General features: G+C 54.0%; 19 protein-coding genes. 15 read left to right on the top strand and 4 right to left on the bottom strand.

Going from position 1 to position 23136, the window contains the following annotated elements:
- Positions 1 to 163 precede the first annotated feature (163 nt).
- Positions 164 to 859 carry a response regulator transcription factor gene (locus tag LF95_RS22570; RefSeq protein WP_083607432.1) on the top strand — a complete coding sequence of 232 codons (696 nt, stop codon included), beginning with the start codon at positions 164 to 166 and terminating at the stop codon, positions 857 to 859.
- Between the two features lie 226 nt (positions 860 to 1085).
- Here LF95_RS22570 and LF95_RS00430 read toward each other — a convergent pair whose 3' ends face one another.
- Positions 1086 to 1622 (bottom strand): hypothetical protein, encoded by a 537-nt coding sequence (locus LF95_RS00430; RefSeq protein WP_143181902.1) that lies wholly within the window; start codon positions 1620 to 1622, stop codon positions 1086 to 1088.
- 134 nt (positions 1623 to 1756) lie between these two features.
- On the bottom strand, positions 1757 to 2437 hold the full coding sequence (locus LF95_RS00425; RefSeq protein WP_073953183.1) for a helix-turn-helix transcriptional regulator: 681 nt from the start codon (positions 2435 to 2437) through the stop codon (positions 1757 to 1759).
- 259 nt (positions 2438 to 2696) lie between these two features.
- Here LF95_RS00425 and LF95_RS00420 point away from each other — a divergent pair, with 259 nt between their 5' ends.
- The 4 genes from LF95_RS00420 to LF95_RS00405 all read left to right on the top strand — a co-directional run bounded on the left by LF95_RS00420 (position 2697) and on the right by LF95_RS00405 (position 6167).
- The gene (locus LF95_RS00420) at positions 2697 to 3593 is read left to right on the top strand and encodes a CsgG/HfaB family protein (RefSeq protein ID WP_143181901.1); all 897 of its coding nucleotides are present in this window, start codon (positions 2697 to 2699) and stop codon (positions 3591 to 3593) included.
- 5 nt (positions 3594 to 3598) lie between these two features.
- Positions 3599 to 4870, top strand: a complete 1272-nt coding sequence (locus LF95_RS00415) for a hypothetical protein (RefSeq protein WP_073953182.1) — start codon at positions 3599 to 3601, stop codon at positions 4868 to 4870.
- 69 nt (positions 4871 to 4939) lie between these two features.
- Positions 4940 to 5383, top strand: coding sequence for a hypothetical protein (locus LF95_RS00410; RefSeq protein ID WP_073953181.1), 444 nt, complete (start codon positions 4940 to 4942; stop codon positions 5381 to 5383).
- Between the two features lie 370 nt (positions 5384 to 5753).
- A complete protein-coding gene (locus LF95_RS00405; RefSeq protein ID WP_073953180.1) occupies positions 5754 to 6167 on the top strand; it encodes an NUDIX hydrolase in 414 nt (137 codons plus the stop codon).
- Between the two features lie 119 nt (positions 6168 to 6286).
- Here the strand turns inward: LF95_RS00405 and LF95_RS00400 are convergent, their stop codons facing one another.
- Positions 6287 to 8917 carry a DUF3772 domain-containing protein gene (locus tag LF95_RS00400; protein ID WP_252509607.1) on the bottom strand — a complete coding sequence of 877 codons (2631 nt, stop codon included), beginning with the start codon at positions 8915 to 8917 and terminating at the stop codon, positions 6287 to 6289.
- A gap of 279 nt (positions 8918 to 9196) precedes the next feature.
- On the opposite strand from LF95_RS00400, the gene LF95_RS00395 reads away from it, so the two are divergent.
- The 10 genes from LF95_RS00395 (at position 9197) to LF95_RS00350 (ending at position 22057) form a co-directional block, all read left to right on the top strand.
- The gene (locus LF95_RS00395) at positions 9197 to 10186 is read left to right on the top strand and encodes a CorA family divalent cation transporter (RefSeq protein WP_073953178.1); all 990 of its coding nucleotides are present in this window, start codon (positions 9197 to 9199) and stop codon (positions 10184 to 10186) included.
- Positions 10187 to 10397: 211 nt separating this feature from the next.
- The gene (zapE, locus tag LF95_RS00390) at positions 10398 to 11525 is read left to right on the top strand and encodes a cell division protein ZapE (RefSeq protein ID WP_073953177.1); all 1128 of its coding nucleotides are present in this window, start codon (positions 10398 to 10400) and stop codon (positions 11523 to 11525) included.
- 735 nt (positions 11526 to 12260) lie between these two features.
- Positions 12261 to 13211 (top strand): malate dehydrogenase, encoded by a 951-nt coding sequence (gene mdh / locus LF95_RS00385; protein ID WP_073953176.1) that lies wholly within the window; start codon positions 12261 to 12263, stop codon positions 13209 to 13211.
- 148 nt (positions 13212 to 13359) lie between these two features.
- A complete protein-coding gene (gene sucC, locus LF95_RS00380; protein ID WP_256359945.1) occupies positions 13360 to 14589 on the top strand; it encodes an ADP-forming succinate--CoA ligase subunit beta in 1230 nt (409 codons plus the stop codon).
- A gap of 2 nt (positions 14590 to 14591) precedes the next feature.
- Positions 14592 to 15467, top strand: a complete 876-nt coding sequence (gene sucD, locus LF95_RS00375; protein WP_073953174.1) for a succinate--CoA ligase subunit alpha — start codon at positions 14592 to 14594, stop codon at positions 15465 to 15467.
- Between the two features lie 69 nt (positions 15468 to 15536).
- Complete coding sequence (locus LF95_RS00370; protein WP_073953173.1) at positions 15537 to 18458, top strand: 2-oxoglutarate dehydrogenase E1 component; 2922 nt, start codon at positions 15537 to 15539, stop codon at positions 18456 to 18458.
- Positions 18459 to 18562: 104 nt separating this feature from the next.
- Positions 18563 to 19840, top strand: a complete 1278-nt coding sequence (odhB, locus tag LF95_RS00365) for a 2-oxoglutarate dehydrogenase complex dihydrolipoyllysine-residue succinyltransferase (protein ID WP_073953172.1) — start codon at positions 18563 to 18565, stop codon at positions 19838 to 19840.
- Between the two features lie 24 nt (positions 19841 to 19864).
- A complete protein-coding gene (lpdA, locus tag LF95_RS00360; RefSeq protein ID WP_073953171.1) occupies positions 19865 to 21271 on the top strand; it encodes a dihydrolipoyl dehydrogenase in 1407 nt (468 codons plus the stop codon).
- A 165-nt stretch (positions 21272 to 21436) separates the two neighbouring features.
- Complete coding sequence (locus LF95_RS00355; protein ID WP_073953170.1) at positions 21437 to 21709, top strand: type II toxin-antitoxin system ParD family antitoxin; 273 nt, start codon at positions 21437 to 21439, stop codon at positions 21707 to 21709.
- 3 nt (positions 21710 to 21712) lie between these two features.
- Positions 21713 to 22057: a type II toxin-antitoxin system RelE/ParE family toxin gene (locus LF95_RS00350; protein ID WP_073953169.1), complete on the top strand. Its 345-nt coding sequence runs from the start codon at positions 21713 to 21715 to the stop codon at positions 22055 to 22057.
- Between the two features lie 16 nt (positions 22058 to 22073).
- Here LF95_RS00350 and LF95_RS00345 read toward each other — a convergent pair whose 3' ends face one another.
- Positions 22074 to 22994, bottom strand: coding sequence for a glycosyl hydrolase family 18 protein (locus LF95_RS00345; RefSeq protein WP_073953168.1), 921 nt, complete (start codon positions 22992 to 22994; stop codon positions 22074 to 22076).
- Positions 22995 to 23136: the final 142 nt, after the last annotated feature.

Here is a 23136-nt window from a genome sequence, read left to right as displayed (position 1 = left end):
TTAAGGGCATCAGACAGATATTCTGATTAAGAAGCGCAGGAATCTCATCCAAAAGCGCCAAATTTTACTCAAAAAATATAAGCAGTTAGTCCGGCCGGAAGGATTTATCTTGCAAACGTCTATTCCGGCAAAACAAAGAACAGCCAAACAGGGAACAAAACCAATGCAGACGACAAATGGAACTGCAAAAACACTCGTTGCAGTTGTTCATTCCAGCCTTTTGTTACGAACAGGCCTTACCAGCCTACTGACACATAGCAAAAATACGGAAACCATCAATGCCCCGCATCTCGACGACCTGATTTCCGTAACTCCCCCCAATCGCACCATTGATGTCGTGCTGGTTAGCATCGACGATTTCCAGGCCCAGATCACATCTCTTGCCGCTTTTCGTGCCAGCAATCCCAAAGTCAGAATCATCACTCTGGCGCATGAATATGACGCAGAACACCTATTTGCATTGTTTAATCTGGGTGTAAACGGTGCTCTGCTGGACGATGTTTCCCAAACAGCCATAGAACTGGCGTTCCAATTGATTACCGAAGGCGAAAAGATTTACCCGTCAAACCTGGCGTCGATCATGATGGAGCGCTTCCACTTCATGTCGTCGCTTGAACTGGATTCCATCGATATTCTCGGTATCGACCTTTCCCCCCGCGAACAGGAAATTCTCGAATGCCTCTCAAGCGGAGATTCCAACAAGCGCATTGCCATTCGGCTGAATATCTCCGAGGCAACCGTTAAAGTGCACGTCAAAAGCATTCTGCGCAAAATCAAAGTTGATAACCGCACCCAGGCTGCGATCTGGGCATTACGCAGCCAACCCCGCCATCATGGTTACAGCGCGGCCCTCAGCTAAAAAAATGCACACGGTGTGACCTCTCTGGTTGCAACACATAAACCGAAAGCTATTCGCTATTTTGCAAAAACAAACCTCTCGTAAAAGCAAACAGGCATGCAAAGACCAGGTTCCTTCGTATTGCCAACGCTCTTTCACCCCGGATTAACGCCCCGTCCATCATGACCGGGGCGTTCCTTTTTAGGGGGATTGATCATAAACCGGCCGACACATCATCCGGCAGCGGTCAAAGCCCCGAAACCATCCAGGTCCAGCCATCAACAGGCGATGCTGTTACCGGCGGAATGAATGACCGGCCATCACGCCCCAACAGGTTTATCCAGCCATTGATCGTGTAAGTCGCTGCCATGCTTTGCAGAGGTGCATAACGACGATCACTGTCGGCGGCCATAAAGTAGGCGTTAAAAACACCAACCGAGACACCGCCGCCCGAAATCGATGTTCCTCTAAAGCCGGGCAGGACCTGGCCATCGGCCGTGCGAACAATCGCCGTCCCCCCCTTGCTTTTTTCAATCGACAGCAATCCACCATTCGCATCACGCAACATATTGTCAGGGCGAATGTTATAAATCTGGTCATTTATAATCGCCTGACGCGCCGCCCGGCTCATGCCCGGTGCGCCGGTTGGCGTATTAAATGAGTAGGGTTTATTATTGAACTGTGCTTGTCCGTCGGCTGAAAACCCGACCGTAAACAGCACACTGACCAGCACGGGCAAACCATAGCACCGCACGACCTTTTTGAACGTCATAAACCTATTCATGATATCGTCATCCTTTTACAAAAGGTTGCGTCCCTTAAAATCGATATGGTCTGCTTTACGCTCAAAGTCAGGACTAAATGCTTCAATAATACCAATGCCCCGGAACTCATCCCAACGTCGGTAGCAGCGCCCCATCATTCCCCATCCTCACAGGCAATACGAACGCCCCCACCAGGCGCATCACGCAAATGCCTTTCGATAAAAAACGATACAATCGCGGCCTGGGTGCGGGTTGCCACCCCCAAGACACCAAACACATCAACAAGCCATGCCTTTACCTCGGCCTCGCTGCTGCCGACATCCCGGGCGATTTCGCCATTGCTTTTTCCATCCTGAATTTCATGCAGCAAATACCACTCACGATCGGACAATCGCGCCGCCATTCCCTCGGCACTATCGCCCAGCAACAAAAAAACGCTGTCCATTTTACCCGGTAAAATCCAGCAATCCTCGCGTGCGAGTTCGCATATTTCTGTTAACAAAGACGCGGTTGACGAAAACATCAGGGCTGAACTGGCCCGGTCCAAGCGCCTTCCGGGAATATAATTTCCGTCAGGGATAAAAGTGATCAGGGGAATTTGTCGCGCAACATGCGACAGATACCGCATTTGCGAATGGCTTAATAACTCGTTATGTCCCTGGGCAATCAATGCGGCACAATATTGCCCTTCACCACGCCAGGCCAATCGAAAATCGGGGTCTGCCACCGCGCGCCACCCCGTATTATTACCGATCAGTAATTCAATATCTGCGGCATGAAAACCGATAGCCAGGATCTGGCGATCTGTATCGTGAATTTCTTGGGACATGCTCATATCGATATTATTTCCTGCAGAAAGTTAAGCTATTTGATTCAATGCACTTTCTGCCGACATGGCAATACGCCCGATAGCATATTCCTATATAAAATGGGGTATCTCGAAATAATTATCGCAATACCTAAAAATAAAAAATGAACAAAATTGATATAATATTGCTAATCAATTTTACCCATCCAATAATCACTTATGTAGACTAGAACATAAATCCCACTGTGTCATAGTCACCAAAGACAAACGCCAATCAAAACGCCGTTTGACTTTGGGGAAGACTTCAGCAGGGACAGGAAAAATGCTTCGCAAATTAGCAGCAACCGCATTGGCCGCGACAAGCCTCGCAGCTTGCGCGCCGGGACCCGGTTCATATTCACAGAACCGCATTGATCCCATGATCTCCTTTCCGGTTACTGACAACGAAACACCCTACAGCGCCTGTCTGCGCGAACTCAAAGATGTACCGGCAAACCGGCTTCCGATTTTTGCTGTTGGCGAAATTGCCGACAAAACCGGTCAGCTCAATTACGACGAAAACGGCCACGCCGTTTCCCAGGGTGTCAGCGAAATGGTCATGAGCGCCCTTTATAAGTCGGGGAGGGCAAATTTGGTGGAACGCTTTGATTTGCGTATTCCGCTTGCTGAAGTCCGCCTCTCCGAACAGGGCCGTTTAACCCGCAATATCGAACAATATGGCAAAATCCCCGCATCGGATTTCATCCTCGTCGGGGCAGTAACGGAACTCAATTACAACATCCTCAGCGAAGGTGCGCAGCTTTATGTGCGCGGCATTGGCGGGGGTGGCCGAACCGTTGTTATCAATGTGGCAATGGATCTTCGGGTCATCGATTCAAAATCATTCGCCGTCCGCTATGTCAGCTCGCTGCAAAAGCAGATCATGGGCTACGAGGTCAGTGCCGGCGTGTTTCGTTTCTTCGGAATAAATCTTGTCGAATTTGACGCCGGGCGCATCCGGAACGAGCCGCTACAGCTTGGCGTCAGAGCGGTTGCAGAAATGGGGGTCTATCAAATCATGACAGATTTCTTGGGGCTGCCGCAAACACCGGAATGTGCACTTTCCAAAGCCAATGACATGAGTGCGCATCTAGAGCGGTTTTCTTCTTTATCCAAAGACCACAAAGCAAATCAACAGGAGTGAGCGAAATGCTTAAGAAAAAACTGTTGCTGGGGACCCTGATTACGGCAGGTGTACTGGCAACCGGGGTGCCGGCCTATGCGTTTGACAATGTCGAATGGTCCTGGAACGGCAAAGTCGACACCAATGTCGATATTGACCTTAATATTGACGATCCTGCCAATTTTTCAATGGTCGAAATTTTGCAGGAAAAACTCGGCAGCACTTCGGCTTCATCGAACGTCCATGATGTGAAGAACAATCAGCCGATCATGACCGAACAATCCGGCACCTTTACCTTTGAAGGCGAAGCCTGGGCAAACAGTTCCTCAACCAGCCTTGACCCGGATGTGGCCGACTTTAGCGAAACCACATCTGGCAATGTCGATGGCATTGCTGCTGGCCAGGGCACCAACCCGTCTTCCTTTGGCATCGCCAATGGTCCGGCGGGCAACAGCGCGGATTCCGAAGGTGGCGTGACATCAGCCAGTGGTGCCTTTGATGGCGCGGACATCAAGGTTACCGGTGCGGTATATGATCCGTTCGCCGCTGACGGGGTTGGTAACGGTGAAACCGATGGTGTTATCTTTACCGTAACGGTCGACAATATCCAGCCGACCGACAGCTATGATGCGACCACGGAACTGCCTTCGCTCAATGCCACGGCAACCGCACTGGCCAACAACTCCTCCATTTCAGGTGAAGGAATGGTCAATGTTCACGCCGGGCAATTCAACTTCAATGCGGCTGACGGCAACGGCCAGTCCTCGGGTGGCGGGGATGCGGCAACGAACAGCTATGGTATGGGTTCACAAACCAGCCCCAACACCAACCTTTCCGGTGCTTTGGGTCTGACCATGCTGGCCCTGAATGGCGACATTGCGCCTGCATCGGTAACGGCAACGTCCAATGCCTACAACATCAACAACTTTTCGGTTGATGCCGCCGCAACGGCCCTTGCCAACAACATGAACATTTCGGTCAAGCCTGTTACGGCAACCGAAACCGAAACCCCGACCGATGAAACCCCATCCATGTCGACGGCGTTCTTCCCCGGTCACGGTGGCGGCAACTATGGCGGCGATGACGACAATGACGGCATCCAGCCTGATGTTGCTCTCATTGCCGACGTTACGCAGTTCGCTTATGCCGATGTTTCGGCCTCAAGCAACATCTACAACGTCAACCTGAACAACTATACCAACCTTGGCAAGCTTGATCAGCCCGTGATCAATGGTGCTGCGTCCGCCATCGGCAACAACCTGTCGATCAAGGTTGGGGCTCCTGCGATCAACAATTGATAATACCTGCCGTCAAAGAGAGGGCCAAGGCCCTCTCTTTCCCTTCATATCCGACAAAAGGAAATTCCGATGTTTACGGTCTCCCGGTCACAACCGGCCTTACGCCGGCATCCCCGTTCCCGGCAGGTGGCAAAATTACTCGTCCTTGCTACCTTCATCACGGCATTGGGGTCCTTTGCGGCACAGGCACAAATGTTTGAAAAACCCTGGTCTGCCCCTGTTCAGAACCGCGCCTCTCTGGCAGTGGTCATGAAACAGGCAGAATCAGGCATGCTCAGCGGAAATGGCACTGGCAGCGCATCTTCCGGCACAAACAGTCTTACCCAACTGGTCTGTGGTGGTGGCGGCGGAACAGCAAGTGCGACAGCCAACTCCTCCTGCGTCATTCTGAATAATTCCAACGGCACGGTGAATACCGGGCAGGATTCCGTCGGGGATCAAACCGCAAATTCAAATACACAAACCAACACCACGAATTTGAGCGATGCGCTCGAAAACCTGTCCGGCAACTAATAATCAATCAATTAACGATGCCGGATGCCGCCCGCACCCCAAACATCCCGTGGCGGTACTCATGCTCGTTCTGACCCCAATCCGGAACGCCCTCCCGGCCCGCACAACTCCCCATAGTCCCTCGGGCCGGGCTTTTTATATCGTGATAAATGCCGGTTTGCGCAGTTTCACTTGCCCACTGGCACACACCTTACTTACGCTACAAATCCCCTCATTTCCCATCAATCGCCTGCGCCTTGCCCTTGCTCGCACAAGCCGGGATAGATTAGGTTATGGTTCGATCATAAACATACATGAACGCACCCAATACAACCTCGTCACCTGGCCGGTTTTTATCCGGTTGGTTGCATCAAAAACCGGTAAGCCCACCATGACCAAAACAATCAAGACCGTTAACTGGATCCTGCAAAAAGACGGCCGCACACTTTCCGTCCGCACCCACGGGCGCGACAGGTTTTACCTGCCTGGCGGCAAAATCGATGCGGGGGAAACACCGATCATCGCCCTGAAACGGGAAATCCGCGAAGAACTAGGTGTGGAACTGGTGTCCGACACCATCACGGAAATCGGCATTTTTTCCGGGCACGGCCATAACATGCCCGATGATACCCAGGTCCACATGACCTGTTTTCAAGCCGATTATTCCGGCACCCTGGCCCCGTCGCGCGAAATTGCCGAAATGCGCTGGCTTGGCCAGGATGAACGCCACCTGATGGCACCGATGGGCCAAAAAATCACCGCCAAACTGGCCGCTGATACAGCAAGTGAAACACCCCGCCTATAAAATGAAGGAGGCCTAAACATTTCACCTCCTCCATTTCCAGTTCATCTGAGCCAGCCTTCCTGGTCCAGTCAGTTTTACCAACCGGCATTCTCCAAGACCGCTCATCACCTCACGACATGCTAACGGTCTCCGTCTGGCAGTTCCCGGGTCGCGGGGGTGGCACTGCCCGGTATTTCGGATGTCGAGGAATCTGACGGGATCGCCGTTTGTGATTTATCGAGCTGGGGACCCGCCGCACCCGCGCCATCGGCTGGTGGCGTTTTGCCACCCTCAACCAGTTCCCTATCGGCCTCTGCTTCAGGCGGATGATTATCCGCCTGATCTTTCTTGCTGCCATTCTGGCGGGCAAGGCTGCGAATGGCATCTTCCAGGCGGTCAATATCGCGCAAATTGACGTCACGCTGCGGAAACGGAATTTCAATGCCTTCTTCGCGGAACCGCTCTAACACCTCGAACCGGATAGAGCTTGCCACCGCCAGCACATCGCCAATATCGCGCAGGAAGTAACGCAATTCAAAATCCAGTGAACTTTCGCCAAAACCGATAAACACCACTTGCGGTGCCGGATAGCTTAGAATTTCACGGCGTTTATCCGCCATTTCGAGTAAAATATCACGCACCTGGTTGGCATCCGCACTATAGGAAACGCCAATTGGCACAATGCCACGCCCCGACCGTTCCTTCAGCGTCCAGTTCAGAACCCGGTTTGAAATCAGTTCGGAATTGGGGATCACCACCGATGAACGATCAAAGGTCTCGATCTCGGTTGCGCGAACGCGAATATCCTTCACAAAGCCCTGATCTGCCCCAACCACAATCCAGTCGCCCACCTTGATGGGCCGTTCGATCAGCAAAATCAGGCCAGATACAAAGTTGTTCACAATACTCTGCATGCCAAAACCGATACCAACGGAAATAGCACCGGCGATAATGGCAAGGTTTGACAGGTCAACCCCGGCAGCTGACACCGCAATCAGCACCGCAAGGCCAATGCCGACATAGCCGAATATGGCCGACACCGAATGCTGCAAACCCTGATCCAGCTTGGTATTGGGCAGCACACGGGTATTGAGCATCCGCTGGAAAAACCGCATCAGGCTTAACAGCAGCAGGAACAGGAATACGCCAATTAAAATGGCACGCAGGGAAAAATTGATGCTGCCAATCTGGATGCCAACAAACGCCGTCTCGACCGCGCTGATCAAATCCGTCCAGGCAATGTCGGTAAACACCATGATCGCGGTGGGAACCGCGATAATCAGCATCATGGCATCAATCGTCACCCGCAACCAGAAATACAGGGTGCCATGCACAGCATCGGTGGCGTTTTCGTCCTTTTCGGCGTCTGGCTTGATCAAATAGATATGAACCAGCGCCCGCAAAAACTCGCGCAATATCCAATAGCTGGTGGTAAAGGCCAGCGCCAGCATCATGTTTTCCAGCACAAACCGTGCTAGTGCTACATAGCCGACAAAAGACAGAAACGGCAAAATAACCGACACAAACAGCACAACCCGGCGGCAGCGCCGTTCGATCTTGCGCCACCAGCTTTGCTGTTCGTCAATCGCATCATGTTCCCACCAGACACCAAGGGCTGCAATAAACATCACAGCACAAATCAGGGTCATGTTGCTCAAGCTTTGCACAAGCGCAAGATCCAGCGATGCGCCAATCGTTGTCGCGCCTTGCAGCAACACAATGTCAAAGGCAAACACAATAGCAGCAAACAGGGCAGAAATGCCCACCACGCGGGCACCGGTCGTCGTCGTGCCTGCAGATCGCATTTGCGGGGCAAAAGGCGAAAACACACTGCGAACGGACGCCCCGACAAACAGCAGGAACAAGGCGGCAAAAAAGAACTGTGTAATCAGCTCCCCGCCGCTTCCTTCCATCAAATCGCCCTGGGAGGCAATAATGCGATAAAACACAAACAGCAACACGCCCGGCACAATCGCCGTTAGCGTGAAACGTATGCCCGATATCAGGGCCAGCCTGTCATCGCCCTTGGCCTGCCGCCAGCGCAGCGGCAAAAGCCGGAATACCACGACCTCGCCACCAATCAGAGCCGCGGCAATGGCAAACAGCAAAAACACCAGCTCCGGGGCCACATCTTCAAGACGGTCACCAATATGGTCGGCCAGATTGACATCGGAATAACGGCTGCGCACCACTTCGGGCAGGCGCATCGCCTCGGCCCAGCTTTTTTGCCAAACGGCAGGGTCCCACGGCACATCGGCCCGGCTGAAAATACGGCGGGTAAAGCGTTCACGCGACAGACGACCAACCTGGTCCAGCAATTCACCAGCCCGGAAGGCCGCCAGCTCCCCCTGTTTCTGAATACCGCTAACCCGGGCGATTTCCTTGTTTAACCGGTCCCGCTCCGCTGTCACCGCCGGTACTTCCGACGCATCTCCTTCCGGTTTGGGCCCCAGCTTGCCAAGGGCTGCATTCAAACGTTCAAGCTTTTCCTGCGCCAGGGTTTCCAGATCGCGGGTAGAATCAATCGCGCGCTCCAAATCCGACCGGCTATCGGCCAGTTCCCGCCCACTCACACTTGAATTGGACAGTTGCTTCTCGACCGTATCGAAAGTCTTGTTCCAGTGTGCCAGTGTCTTTTGCGAGTTTTCCAGCACATTGGCTTCTTCATTGCCATCGCCATTGCTTTGTGCCCAGGCTCCCCCCGCAAGACCCGCGCTCGCCGATGCCACAAACAGGCCAAACAGAACCAGCATCAATACGCGGCGAAACATGTTCATCTTTTCCCGAACCATCGTAAATTTTCTATCATCCAGCAGGGTATGCGTTTTCTGCCCGATTTGACATGACAGATCAAACGATCCAGTCACCTTATCGTTCCCGTCTCATGTCATGCGCCTCCAAATGACCATCCCACCCAGGACCGGCAAACATGGCATTTTGCAATCGAAGGGAACATATTGTCACACAGATGCCTTTAAACATTGGTTGTTAACGATAAAATCTTAACAAGCCACCCTTACCCGTCATCACAGCGCCACGGACCCACGCCAATGACACCAAAAGCACTGATAAATGCCTTCCGGATAGACCGGACCGGCAAGGGAACGGCCCTTTCAGGCGAGGATTTTGCCACATCGTTTCCTTTAGCGCAGGAGGGAGAATATATCTGGGTCCACCTTGACTGGATGGAACAGGGTGTTGTCGCATGGCTGACCGAAAAGGCCGGGCTGGAAGCCAGTATTGTTGACACCCTAGCCACCCGGGGGACCCGGCCGACGGTTTTGTTTTACGATCATGGCTATTCCATGAATTTGCGCGGGGTCAACCTGAACCAGGAATCCGACCCTGCCGACATGATTTCGGTACGCATCTGGTGTGGCGACAGGCTGGTGATCACATTACGCAATCAGCATATGTTTGCCTTCGATGATATTCGTACCAGCATTGCCCAGGGCGCGGCCCCAACCTGTCGCGATTCCTTTGTTCTGACGGTTGCAGAACGGCTGAATGTCCGGATCGACGCCGAAATTCGCGCGATCGAGGAAAATCTTGATGACCTTGAAGACGAGATTGAGGAAGTGCCGGAAACCAGAACCCTGCCATTGCGTCTGAAAACCGCCGATATGCGCCATCGTTTATCGCGCCTGCGGCGCCATATCGCCCCGCAGCGCGATGCCCTCGCCAAATTTTACGATCAAAAACCAACCTGGGATGACAAAATCCACAAACGCCGGGCCCGCACCCTGACCGACCGCGTCACCCGCATGGTCGAAGAGCTCGACAGCCTGCGCGAACGCATCCAGATCGCCAATGACAGCCTGATGGCCGTTGAAACCGAGCGCATGAACCGCACCATGTATTGGCTGACCGTCATTGCCGGGCTTTTCCTGCCCATCAGTTTTGTCACCGGCCTGTTGGGCGTCAATGTTGGCGGCATTCCTGCGGCAAACACCAGTTGGGGCTTTTGGGCCGTGTCTATCATTCTGGCGTTGCTAGTGGGTGTGGAAATCTGGCTGTTTAAAAAAATGCGCCTGATCTGACCGCCCGTTCCCCAGATTTTGCAAGCAGAACAGCATCGCGCTTATTGCAATGCACCAAGGCGATGTTTTATGTCTTTTTAGTTTGTGAAACTTGATTTTTCATTGCCCGGCCAAATATCCCCGCCGATATGAAAGGGTATTTTCAGGGCAAAGATATGCCAGCTTTGCATAACCCGCATGCCGCATATCGCTACTGAGCGAAAGTGACCGAATGTCTTCTGACGGCCCGCTATCCCGATACCGCAAAAAAATTGCCGATGGTGAACTCACCCATGATGCCATGCAGGAACTTTGCGCCGAAAAACTGCAAAGCCTGTTTAACGCCTTGCGTGATTATCGCCCCAATAATGGCAAAGGCACCTGGTTTGAACGGTTTGGCCTGGCAAAACGCCGTAACGACCCGGAGCCGCCCCAGGGATTATATATTTACGGCGAAGTCGGGCGCGGCAAGTCCATGCTGATGGATCTGTTTTACGAAACAGCACCGGTTGAACATAAACGCCGGGTGCATTTCCATGATTTCATGCAGGATGTGCATGACCGACTGCACAAATTTCGCAAAACCCGCAGCGACAATGAATCTGACCCCATTCCGCCAATTGCCAAAGACCTGGCAAAGCAAGCCTGGCTGCTGTGCTTTGACGAAATGCAGATCACCGATATTACCGATGCCATGATTGTCGGCCGGCTATTTGAACACTTGTTCGATCAGGGGGTGGTTGTTGTTACCACATCAAACCGCGTGCCCGATGATCTTTACAAGGATGGCCTGCAACGCCAGAACTTCCTGCCCTTCATCGACATGATCAAGGAAAAACTTGATGTGCTGGAACTTGCCAGCCGCACCGACTATCGCATGCGCCACCTGACGGCGGCCGACGTTTTTGTCTATCCCGCCGATGATAAAACCCCGGCCCGGATTGACGAGCTGTTTGCCAAAGTGACCGAAGGCGCACGGGTAGAAGCCAGCAGCCTGCGGGTCAAGGGCCGCGATATTGCCATTCGCGCCGCAGGTGCGGGTGTTGCGCGTTTCAGTTTCGAGGAACTTTGTACCCGCCCGCTTGGCCCGGGCGACTATATTGCGCTGGCAACCCATTTCCATACCATCGTCATTGACCTGATCCCGCAAATGCCTGCCTCCCGGCGTGACTGGGCCAAGCGTTTCAACACGCTGATTGACGCCATGTATGAACATAAAACCAACCTGATCTGCGCAATGGAAAGCAAACCCGAAGACCTTTATACCGATGGCGATTTCTCGTTTGAATTTCAGCGCACGGTCTCCCGCCTGACGGAAATGCGCAGCCAGGAATATCTGGACCAGCACCACCTGACCTGATCCCCCCCCCTATCGCGATGGTTACACGCCGTTCCTTGGCCCAAAGGTAACCATCCGCCGCCAGAACAAAACCGCCCGGTAGCGCCCAATCGCTGCAAACAGCATCCCTTGGCCCGCACGGGCGGTTTTCGTTTATCAGGCCAGAATGATACCGGTAACATCGCGTGTTTTCATCGGTTTGGCGCCAAACACGATACAGAATCGCCCAGCAATTTACGACTCCAAGACCAATAGCTGACCGGGCTACCCCACAATTCAACCCAGACACGCCCGCCTAAGATAGAATCTTGCGCAAAAGCAATCTACAGGGGGCAAAAACAGCAGAATATTTTATCAGATTGATTGATTTAACGTCCCGCTGGTCGCATGGCTGATCCCCAATTCGCGCAAACCTTGGAAGTTTTACAAGGTGAAACATCTTAAATTTGTGTCACTGCCAAACTGTTAGGCAGTGCTCTGCAACATAGAGCGCCAGTGTTTATCACGCCTTGCGCTTGTTTCGCACGCGCAACATGATCGCTTTTTAAGCGTTTAGACAATAGTCGCAACATTCGCCGAACTGGCGGTTTTCCGCGTCAAAACAACGGCGTTTCCCCTTGTAAAACGGGACGAATCGGTTTACCACACTCGGTGTTTGCGACCGAATGTTTCGCGTTCGCAGGTTTACATTTTCAATCGCGCTCCCCAGTTAAGTTTTCAATACTCCGGAAGCGCAATAGGGAAGAAGGTAACGGAATGGCCCGCAACAAGATCGCGCTCGTCGGCGCTGGCAATATCGGTGGTACTCTGGCCCACCTCGCTGGCCTGAAAGAGCTTGGCGACGTCGTCCTTTTCGACATCGTTGATGGCATGCCGCAGGGCAAATCGCTTGATATTGCTGAATCCTCACCCGTCGACATGTTCGATGCCGACCTCAAGGGCAGCAGCGACTATGCTGATATCGCCGGTGCAGACGTTGTTATCGTCACTGCAGGTGTTGCCCGTAAACCGGGCATGAGCCGTGACGACCTGATCGGCATCAACACCAAAGTCATGACCCAGGTTGGTCAGGGCATCAAAGAACATGCCCCGGACGCGTTTGTTATTGTCATCACCAACCCGCTTGATGCGATGGTCTGGGTGATGCAGCAGGCAACCGGCTTTGATCCGAAAAAAGTTGTCGGCATGGCCGGCGTTCTGGACTCTGCCCGTTTCCGTTACTTCCTCGCCGAAGAATTCAAGGTATCGGTCAAAGACGTTACCGCCTTCGTTCTGGGCGGCCACGGCGACACGATGGTCCCGTCGATCCGTTATTCGACCGTTGCCGGTATCCCGGTTCCCGACCTGATCAAAATGGGCTGGACCACGCAGGAAAAGATCGACCAGATCGTTCAGCGTACCCGTGATGGCGGTGCCGAAATCGTTGGCCTGCTCAAAACCGGTTCGGCATTCTATGCCCCGGCAGCATCGGCCATCGCAATGGCTGAAAGCTACCTTAAAGACCAGAAGCGCGTGATGCCCGTTGCAGCTTACCTGAGCGGCCAATACGGCGTTGACGGCCTTTATGTCGGTGTCCCGGTTGTTCTGGGCGCTGGCGGTGTTGAACGCGTTGTCGAGATCAATCTCGATTCCGAAGAACAAGAGAACTTCAACAAGTCTGTGGCGGCCGTTCGCGGTCTTGTCGACGCCGCCAAGGGCATGCTGTAAGAAACGCGGAACGGGCCGGTTTTTACCAACTGGCCCGTTTTTCTGTCATTGCCCTGATTGGAATTTTTCAAGGTAATGGCCGCGCGGATCGCAACAACGTCCCTATTGCAAGCGGGACATTGAAACCACGATTTCTGACCCACAGGAAATCGTACGGAAGGCAAGAAAGCGACCGAACATGAACATTCATGAGTACCAGGCGAAAGAAATTCTTCGCAAATACGGTGTGACCGTGCCGAACGGCAAGGTTGCCTATACCGCACAGGAAGCCACCGAAGCGGCTCAGTCCCTTGCGGGCCCCGTCTATGTCGTCAAGTCCCAGATCCATGCTGGTGGCCGCGGCAAAGGCACCTTCAAGGAAGCCACTGCCGGTGACAAAGGCGGCGTTCGCGTCGTTAAAAGTGTCGAAGAAGTCGGCACCAATGCAGGCCAGATGCTGGGCGCGACCCTGGTTACCCACCAGACCGGGCCGGACGGCAAGGAAGTAAAGCGCGTCTATATCGAAGAAGGTTGCGACATCGCACGCGAACTGTATCTCTCGGTTCTCGTGGATCGTGGCTGCTCGCGCATCATTTTCATGGCCTCGACCGAAGGCGGCATGGACATCGAAGAAGTCGCTGCCGAAACCCCGGAAAAGATCGTCACCGTTGACATCGACCCGGCTGCCGGTTTCTCAGGCTTCCACGGCCGCAAGCTGGCTTTCGCCCTGGGCCTCGAAGGCAAGCAGGTTTCCAAGGCTGTCAAATTCATGACCGCCATGTATAACTGCTTCCTCGATACCGACGCATCGATGGTTGAAATCAACCCGCTGGTCGTGACCGGGGATGGCGACATCATCGCGCTCGATTGCAAAATGAACTTTGACGACAACGCCCTGTTCCGTCATCAGGACATCGAAGCCCTGCGCGACGAAGACGAAGAAAACCCCGCCGAACTCGAAGCTGCCAAGCACAGCCTCAACTATGTCAAGCTCGATGGCACCATCGGCTGCATGGTCAACGGTGCTGGCCTTGCTATGGCAACCATGGACATCATCAAGCTTTATGGCGGCGAACCGGCCAACTTCCTTGACGTTGGCGGCGGCGCCACCAAAGAACGTGTCACCACCGCATTCAAGCTGATCCTGTCTGATCCGAATGTCGAAGGCATTCTGGTCAACATTTTTGGCGGCATCATGCGTTGCGACGTCATTGCGGATGGTGTGGTTGCTGCGGCACGCGAAGTCAGCCTGAATGTTCCGCTGGTCGTGCGCCTTGAAGGCACGAACGTTGATCTCGGTAAGAAGATCCTTGAAGAATCCGGCCTGCCGATCGTGTCGGCCGACAATCTTGCCGACGCCGCCGAAAAGGTGGTCAAAGCTGTGAAGGAGGCCGCGTAACCATGGCTGTTCTCGTCGATAAAAACACCAAAGTTCTCTGCCAGGGTTTCACCGGTTCGCAGGGCACGTTCCACAGCGAACAGGCCATTGCCTATGGCACCAAAATGGTTGGTGGCGTCACCCCGGGCAAAGGTGGCACCAAGCACCTTGACCTGCCGGTTTTCAACACGGTTGCCGAAGCAAAGCACGTGACCGAAGCCAACGCATCGGTCATTTATGTGCCGCCGCCCTTCGCAGCGGATGCCATTCTGGAAGCCATTGATGCCGGCATCGAACTGGCTGTCTGCATCACCGAAGGTATTCCGGTTGCGGACATGGTGCGCGTCAAGCGCGCCCTGTCGGGTTCCAATACCCGCCTGATCGGCCCGAACTGCCCGGGTATCATTACCCCGGATGAATGCAAAATCGGCATTATGCCCGGCCACATTCACCGCCGTGGCAAAATCGGTATCGTTTCACGGTCCGGTACGCTGACCTACGAAGCCGTTGCCCAGACCACGGCAGCCGGCCTTGGCCAGTCCACCTGTATCGGTATCGGTGGCGACCCTGTGAATGGCACCAACTTCATCGATTGCCTCGACCTGTTCCTGAAGGATCCGGAAACCGAAGGCATCATCATGATTGGTGAAATTGGCGGTTCTGCCGAAGAAGAGGCTTGCGAATTCCTCCAGGCTTCCAAAGTAAAGAAACCAGTAGCTGGCTTCATCGCCGGTGTTTCCGCCCCTCCGGGTAAGCGCATGGGCCATGCCGGTGCGATCATTTCCGGTGGCAAGGGCACTGCAGAGGCGAAAATGGAAGCAATGCGCAGCGCTGGTGTTCACGTTGCCGATTCCCCGGCAAGCCTTGGCTCGACCATGCTCAAGGCTTTGAAAGGGTAATCAGGGTAATCAGAGGAAAGGCAAAGGAAGGCGTAATCCCTTTGGGGTGGACGCCTTCCACGACCACAAATGAAACCTCAAGATATTGACACGATTCTAACCGAGTCGAATGCAACTTATATCGCGGAACTCTACGCCCGGTATCTGGAAAACCCCCAGTCGGTAGACCAGAGCTGGGCTGACTTTTTTGCAGGGTTGCAGGACGACGCATCCGACCTCCTCGCCGAAATGCGCGGTCCGACCTGGCAGCCACGGGAAACCAAGGTTGTGGGCGGCATGGAAGGTTACGACGTATCCCAGGGATACAGCGAACGTCCGGTCAATGGCGGTTACGCCCCGGTCGCGGCTGCGCAAGCACCCGCAGCCCAGGGTGGCGCCGTTAATTCCGATGCCATCCGGGCGGCTGCAAACGATTCAATTCGCGCCCTGATGCTGATCCGCTCCTATCGTGTGCGGGGTCATCTGGAAGCCAATCTTGATCCGCTGGGTCTTGCCCCGCGTGATCCGCATCCGGAACTGCATCCGAAAACCTATGGCTTCACCGAAGCCGATATGGACCGCCCCATTTTCATCGCCAATGTGCTTGGCCTTGAAACGGCGACCATCCGCCAGATCGTATCGATGGCCCGCAAAACCTATTGCGGTTCAATCGGTATTGAATTCATGCACATTCAGGAACCTGAACAGAAAGCATGGATTCAGCAGCGGATTGAAACCATCGGCAATCAGACCGAATTTACCAAGCGTGGCAAAGAGGCCATTCTGGATCGTCTGATCGAAGCCGAAGGTTTTGAGAACTACCTTCACACCAAATATGTCGGCACCAAGCGTTTTGGTATCGACGGTGGCGAAGCCCTTATTCCGGCCCTCGAACAGATTCTCAAGCGCGGCAGCCAGCTTGGCATTCGCGAAGTGGTCTTCGGGATGCCGCACCGTGGCCGTCTGAACGTTCTGGCCAACGTGATGTCCAAACCGTTCCAGGCGATTTTCTCGGAATTCATGGGCAATCCGTCCAAGCCGGACGATGTCATGGGCTCGGGTGACGTGAAATATCACCTTGGCACCTCGGCCGACCGCGAATTTGACGGCAACGTTGTTCACCTGTCGCTCACCGCGAATCCTTCGCACCTGGAAGCGGTAAACACCATTGTTCTGGGTAAGGTTCGCGCCAAACAGGCCCAGCGCAAGGACACCGCCCGCGAACAGGTCATGGGTATTCTGCTGCATGGTGACGCGGCCTTTGCCGGTCAGGGCCTTGTTGCCGAAACCTTCGATCTGTCGCATCTGAAGGGCTACCGCACCGGTGGTACCATTCACTTTGTCGTCAACAACCAGATCGGCTTTACCACAAAACCGTCTGATTCGCGCTCTTCGCCCTATTGCTCGGATATCGCCAAGGTCGTTCAGGCCCCGATCATCCATGTCAATGGCGACGATCCCGAAGCCGTTGTTCATGCAGCGCGCATCGCGACCGAATTCCGCCAGGAATTCAAGCAGGATGTCGTGATTGACATGTTCTGCTATCGCCGCTTTGGCCACAATGAAAGCGACGAACCGGCATTCACCCAGCCCAAAATGTATGACGTGATCGGCAAACACCCGACCACCAAGGACATTTACGCCCAGCAGCTGATCAAGGAAGGTGTTTTCACCGACGATCAGGTCAAGGAACGCATTGAAAAATTCCACAACCATCTGGATGAGGAATTCAAGGCGTCCGAAAACTACCGCCCGAACAAGGCGGACTGGCTGGAAGGCAAATGGTCGGGGCTGGCATCCAGCCACGGCGAAGATGCGGACTGGATCGGTGAAACCGGGGTTGACGAAAACCTGTTGCAGGAAATTGGCCGGGCGCTTTCAACCCCGCCCAGTGATTTTGACATCAACCGCAAAATCCTGCGCCAACTTAAAGCCAAGGCCAAAATGTTCGAGACCGGTGAAGGGATCGACTGGGCCACGGCAGAAGCCCTGGCATTTGGTTCATTGATGTGCGAAGGCACCCCCGTTCGTCTGTCCGGTCAGGACAGCCAGCGCGGGACGTTTTCACAGCGTCATTCCAAACTGGTTGATCAGACCACCGAAGCCAAATACACCCCGCTGAACAATATCCGCACCGGCCAGGCCGAGCTTGAGGTCCTCAACTCGCCCTTGTCCGAAGCCGGGGTTCTCGGGTTTGAATATGGCATCACCCTTGCCGAACCGCACTCGCTGGTTTTGTGGGAGGCCCAGTTTGGCGACTTTGCCAACGGTGCCCAGGTGATCATCGACCAGTTTATCAGCTCTGGTGAAGCCAAATGGCTGCGTATGTCCGGTCTGGTCATGCTGCTGCCGCACGGCTTTGAAGGCCAGGGTCCGGAACACAGCTCGGCCCGTCTGGAACGGTATCTGCAGCTTTGTGGTGAAAACAACATGCAGGTGGCGAATTGCACCACCCCTGCAAACTATTACCACATCCTGCGCCGTCAGATCCGCCGCAGTTTCCGTAAGCCGCTGATCCTGATGACGCCAAAATCACTGCTGCGTCACAAACAGTGCGTATCGAACCTGTCCGAATTTGCAGCCGGCACGACCTTCCAGCCTGTTCTGGCCGAAACGGCCAAACTGGTTGAAGACAAAAAGGTCAAACGTGTCGTTCTGTGCTCGGGCAAGGTTTATTATGACCTGTTGGCAGAGCGCGAAAATCGCGGCATCGAAGATGTTGCCATCGTGCGCGTCGAACAGCTTTACCCGTTCCCGGAAAAGGAACTGAGTGAACAGCTCTCGCGTTACAGCAATGCCGATGTGGTCTGGTGTCAGGAAGAACCCGAAAATATGGGTTCGTGGTACTTTGTCGATCGTCGTATCGAAAAAGTCCTGACCGGCATCAAACACAAAACGTCGCGTCCGGTTTATGCGGGTCGCGCCACGGCAGCGTCCCCGGCAACGGGTCTTCTCAAGGTTCACCTGCGCGAGCAGGCGGAACTGGTTGACGCCGCACTGAGCGTAAAATGATTACACAGACAGGCAGGGACCCCTCCCTGCCTGTCTGGTCACAACATAATTTTATTTGAAATCGGCAACCCCACATTGCCTTTTTAAAAACGGTCGAGGAAAAAATGGCGACTGAAGTAAAAGTTCCCGCACTGGGCGAATCTGTTAGCGAAGCGACGATTGCCAAATGGTACAAAAAAGTCGGCGACGCCGTTGCTGCTGACGAACCGATTGTCGAACTTGAAACCGACAAAGTAACCGTCGAAGTCAATGCGCCGGTTGCCGGTGCCATCGCTGAACTGGTTGTTGGCGAAGGTGACGAAGTCGAAGTTGGCGCCCTGATCGCCATGATTAACGAAGGGGCTGAAGGGTCCGCTTCCAAGGAAGATTCTTCTGCCAAAGAAGAAGCCCCGGCCAAGGAAGAAGCTGCTCCGGCAAAAGAAGAGCCGAAAGCTGAAAAACCGGCTGCGGCCAGTGCGCCTGCAACCCAGACCGCCAATACCGACCATCCGCTGGCCCCGGCCGTGCGCAAGCTGGTTGAAGACAATAATCTTGATGCCTCGAAAATTCCGGCATCGGGCAAAGACGGCCGCCTGACCAAGGGCGACGTTCTGGATTATCTGGAAGGTGGCAAGCCTGCACCGCGCGCCGCCGCATCGGCACCGGCGGCACCTGCCGGTCCGAAACCGCAGCGTGACCTGCGCGACGGTGAAGAACGTGTCAAAATGTCCAAGCTGCGCCAGACCATTGCGCGCCGCCTGAAAGAAGCCCAGAACACGGCAGCCATGTTGACGACCTATAACGAAGTCGACATGACCAACCTTCTGGCCTGCCGGAACAAATACAAGGACGGCTTTGAAAAGAAACACGGCGTGAAACTTGGTTTCATGTCCTTCTTCATCAAGGCCTGCACCACCGCGCTGAACGAATGGCCGGCGGTGAATGCCGAAATTGACGGCGATAGCTTCATCTATAAAAACTACTGCGATATCGGCGTCGCCGTTGGTACCCCGCAGGGTCTGGTGGTTCCCGTTATCCGTTCGGCTGAAAAGAAAACCTTTGCCGATCTGGAAAGCACCATTGTCGATTTCGGCAAGCGTGCACGCGACGGCAAGCTGGGCATGGATGAAATGACCGGCGGTTCGTTCACCATCTCCAACGGGGGTGTTTTCGGGTCGCTTCTGTCCTCCCCGATCCTCAATGCGCCGCAGTCCGGTATTCTGGGCATGCACAAAACCCAGATGCGCCCGGTTGCCATTGATGGCAAGGTTGAAATCCGCCCGATGATGTATCTGGCCCTGTCCTATGACCACCGTATCATTGACGGCCGCGAAGCGGTGTCGTTCCTGGTCCGCGTCAAGGAATGTATCGAAAATCCGGAACGCATCCTGCTCGATATCTGATCAGACAAAAGGATCAAAGAACTCATGAGCGAGAACTACGATATTGTCGTGATCGGCGGCGGACCTGGCGGTTATGTTTGCGCCATCCGCGCCGCACAGCTTGGCCTCAAGGTTGCCTGCGTTGAAAAACGCGGCACCCTGGGCGGCACCTGCCTGAATGTCGGGTGCATTCCGTCCAAGGCGCTTTTGCATTCGTCGCACCTGTTTGAAGAAGCCAACGAGCATTTCGATACCCACGGCATCGAAATCAACAGCCCGAAGGTCAATCTTGAAAAGATGATGGCCCGCAAGGACAAGGTGGTTGACTCCAACGTCAAGGGCATCGAATTTCTGTTCAAGAAAAACAAGGTGACTTACATCAAGGGTGCGGGCGAAATCGTCTCGGCAACCGAGGTGAAAGTTGATCTGCTTGATGGCGGTGAAGAAACCCTTTCTGCCAAAAACATCGTCATTGCCACCGGTTCGGAAGTGACCCCGCTGCCGGGCGTGGAAATTGATGAAAAGCAGATCGTCTCCTCCACCGGCGCACTGGAACTTTCTTCGGTTCCGAAAAAGCTGGTTGTGATCGGTGCAGGCGTAATCGGCCTGGAACTGGGTTCGGTCTGGCGTCGTCTTGGGTCGGAAGTCACGGTTATTGAATATCTTGACCGTATCCTGCCGGGCATGGATGGCGAACTGGCCAAACAGACCCAGCGCATTTTCGCTAAACAAGGCCTGGAATTCAAACTGGGTCACAAAGTGACCGGCGCGAAAACCACCAAGGGCGGCGTGAAGCTGTCGGTTGAGCCGTCCAAGGGTGGCGATGCCGAAGAAATCAAGGCCGATGTGGTTCTGGTTGCCATCGGGCGTCGCCCGTTTGTCACCGGCCTTGGCCTGGACAATGCGGGCGTTGAGCTGGACGAACGTGGTCGCGTTAAAACCGACGAGCATTTCCAGACCAACGTTCAGGGCATTTTCGCCATTGGCGATGCCATTGCTGGTCCGATGCTGGCCCACAAGGCCGAAGAAGACGGCGTTGCCCTGGCCGAAATGCTGGCCGGTGAAGAAGGCCATGTCGATTACGGCAAGGTCCCGGGTGTTGTTTACACCTGGCCGGAAGTGGCGGCGGTTGGTAAAACCGAAGAACAGCTTAAGGACGAAGGTGTCGACTATTCGGTTGGCAAATTCCCCTTCACCGCCAATGGCCGTGCCAAGGCAATGGAAAGTACCGAAGGTTTCGTCAAAATCCTGGAAGACAAAAAAACGCACCGCGTCGTCGGTTGCCACATTGTCGGCCCGGCTGCTGGCGACCTGATTGCCGAAGTTGTTCTGGCAATGGAATATGGCGCTTCTGCCGAAGACATCGCGCGCACCTGCCATGCCCATCCGGCACTGGGTGAGTCGGTCAAGGAAGCGGCCCTCGCCGCCGATGGCCGCGCCATCCACATGTAATTTCTGACATATCCTGTCAGCCAAACGGCCGCTCCTTTCGGGGCGGCCGTTTTTGTTTTTGTCTCCCCCTGACGAAGCGATTTCCATACAGTTCGCCGCAACCAAACAGAAATTGGCAATCTTTGCCAATAACGCTACACTTACCCGATCAGAAGGAGGTGCGACATGCCCACCAGAAATGTCAATTTGACCGACGATCAGGATGCCTTCGTTGAGGAAATGGTGAAATCTGGCAAATATCAAAACGCCAGTGAAGCCATGCGCGATGCCGTGCGCGGATTGCAGCAACGCTGGAGAGAAGACGAACTTAAGCTCGAGCTATTACGCAAAAGCATTGATAGCGGCATGGCGGACCTTGAAAACGGCAATTACGACGATATGGATGACGCAGGGCTTGAATCCTGGCTTGCCGGAACGGGCACCCCGGCAGGAGCATAACATTTGGCAGCACACTATCGGCTTACAGCATCGGCCAAAGCCGACATTGCCAAGGTTCTGAGCGAAAGTGCATTCCGGCATGGACAGGATGCACGCAGTCGTTACGCCGACTTGATCCTTGCAGCACTAAAACGGATCGCAAATGCCCCTAACGGAAATTTGACAGTTGATCGTACAGATTTACGTTCAGACATCCGCTGCTTTCATATTCGCCATAGTCGCTTCGAAAGCACAGAACAGCCGTTTGGCCGCCCTGTGCATGTCATCTTTTACCGATCCACAGGATCTGGCATTATCGAGGTCATCCGCGTGTTGCATGAGAGCATGGACCCCACCCGCCATATGTGACCGAATGCCAAGGCGCTTATCCGGTCTTCCCCGTCAGCGCATCGGCAACCGTGCTGATCCAGTTATATTCAAGTTCGGTACTTTCTGGCGACTGCGCCAATTGCCAGCCCATCACGCCACCAAAACTGTTCCCGTATTTGGCAACCAGCGGGGCCACAACATCGTTGCAAAACGCATCGGTCGGCAAAAAACCCGTCCCGGCGTTATCCGGTGTGGTTGGTTTACCCACCAGCAGCTTTTCCACCGGCAAACCCTGTTCGACCAAACCAACAATACTTGTCCGATAAGATGGCGTGCCGATGGTTCCTGCCACCTTCGCCGCCTGCTCTTTGCCATCATCCCCAACATAATCGGGATTATTGTAATACTGGATATTCAGATAATCGATTGCGTCACCCGCCTGCCGCATCACCTCCATATAGGTTGCACCATAAAAAGCATGGTCAAAATAGGGCGGTTGTGGTGCGTGGGTAATGATATATTGCGGCGCAGGCAATCCGGCCCGCAATTTTTTAGTCAGATTGACCAGGAAGGCCACCGCATCATAGCCACCGTTTTGCTGCGCAACATTGGCCAAGTTGGCTGTGTCTTCCCAATCAATGTCAATGCCGTCAAATTTATATTCTTTGACAAATTCGATCAACGCCTCAACAAAAGCATCAAAGTTTGTCACACAGGTCTGCCAAGATGCTGTCGTAAAACTTCCGCCACCAACCGCTACCAGAATTTTACGCTTCCCGCCTTCTTTGGCCGGAACAATATCTTTATTATCGATCGCGGATTTAAGCGGCCAGTCCATTTCAAGATTGCATTTCCCGTCTTTAAAACACGCATTTGAAATAAAGCTCTGGATACCGATGGTGCAGGCTGTTCCCACCAGTTTGGAAACCGGCGCATTACCATTATCGGTATACATCACGTTTTGAAGTGTTTGCATCGATCAGGCCTTTCATGTGAAATCAGTGCCTATCGACGTAACGCCTGCATATTTGTGATCAAAGTCTCCTGATCAAGCGGCGGCAAACCGCCAATATAAAAGGGGATACAGCCGCTGCCATATCCCCTTTTTTGGAATCTGC

This window comes from Thalassospira sp. TSL5-1, assembly GCF_001907695.1.
GTDB lineage: Bacteria > Pseudomonadota > Alphaproteobacteria > Rhodospirillales > Thalassospiraceae > Thalassospira.
The sequence above is the reverse complement of the archived record's forward strand: the minus strand, read 5'-3'. Positions and strand labels throughout refer to the sequence as shown.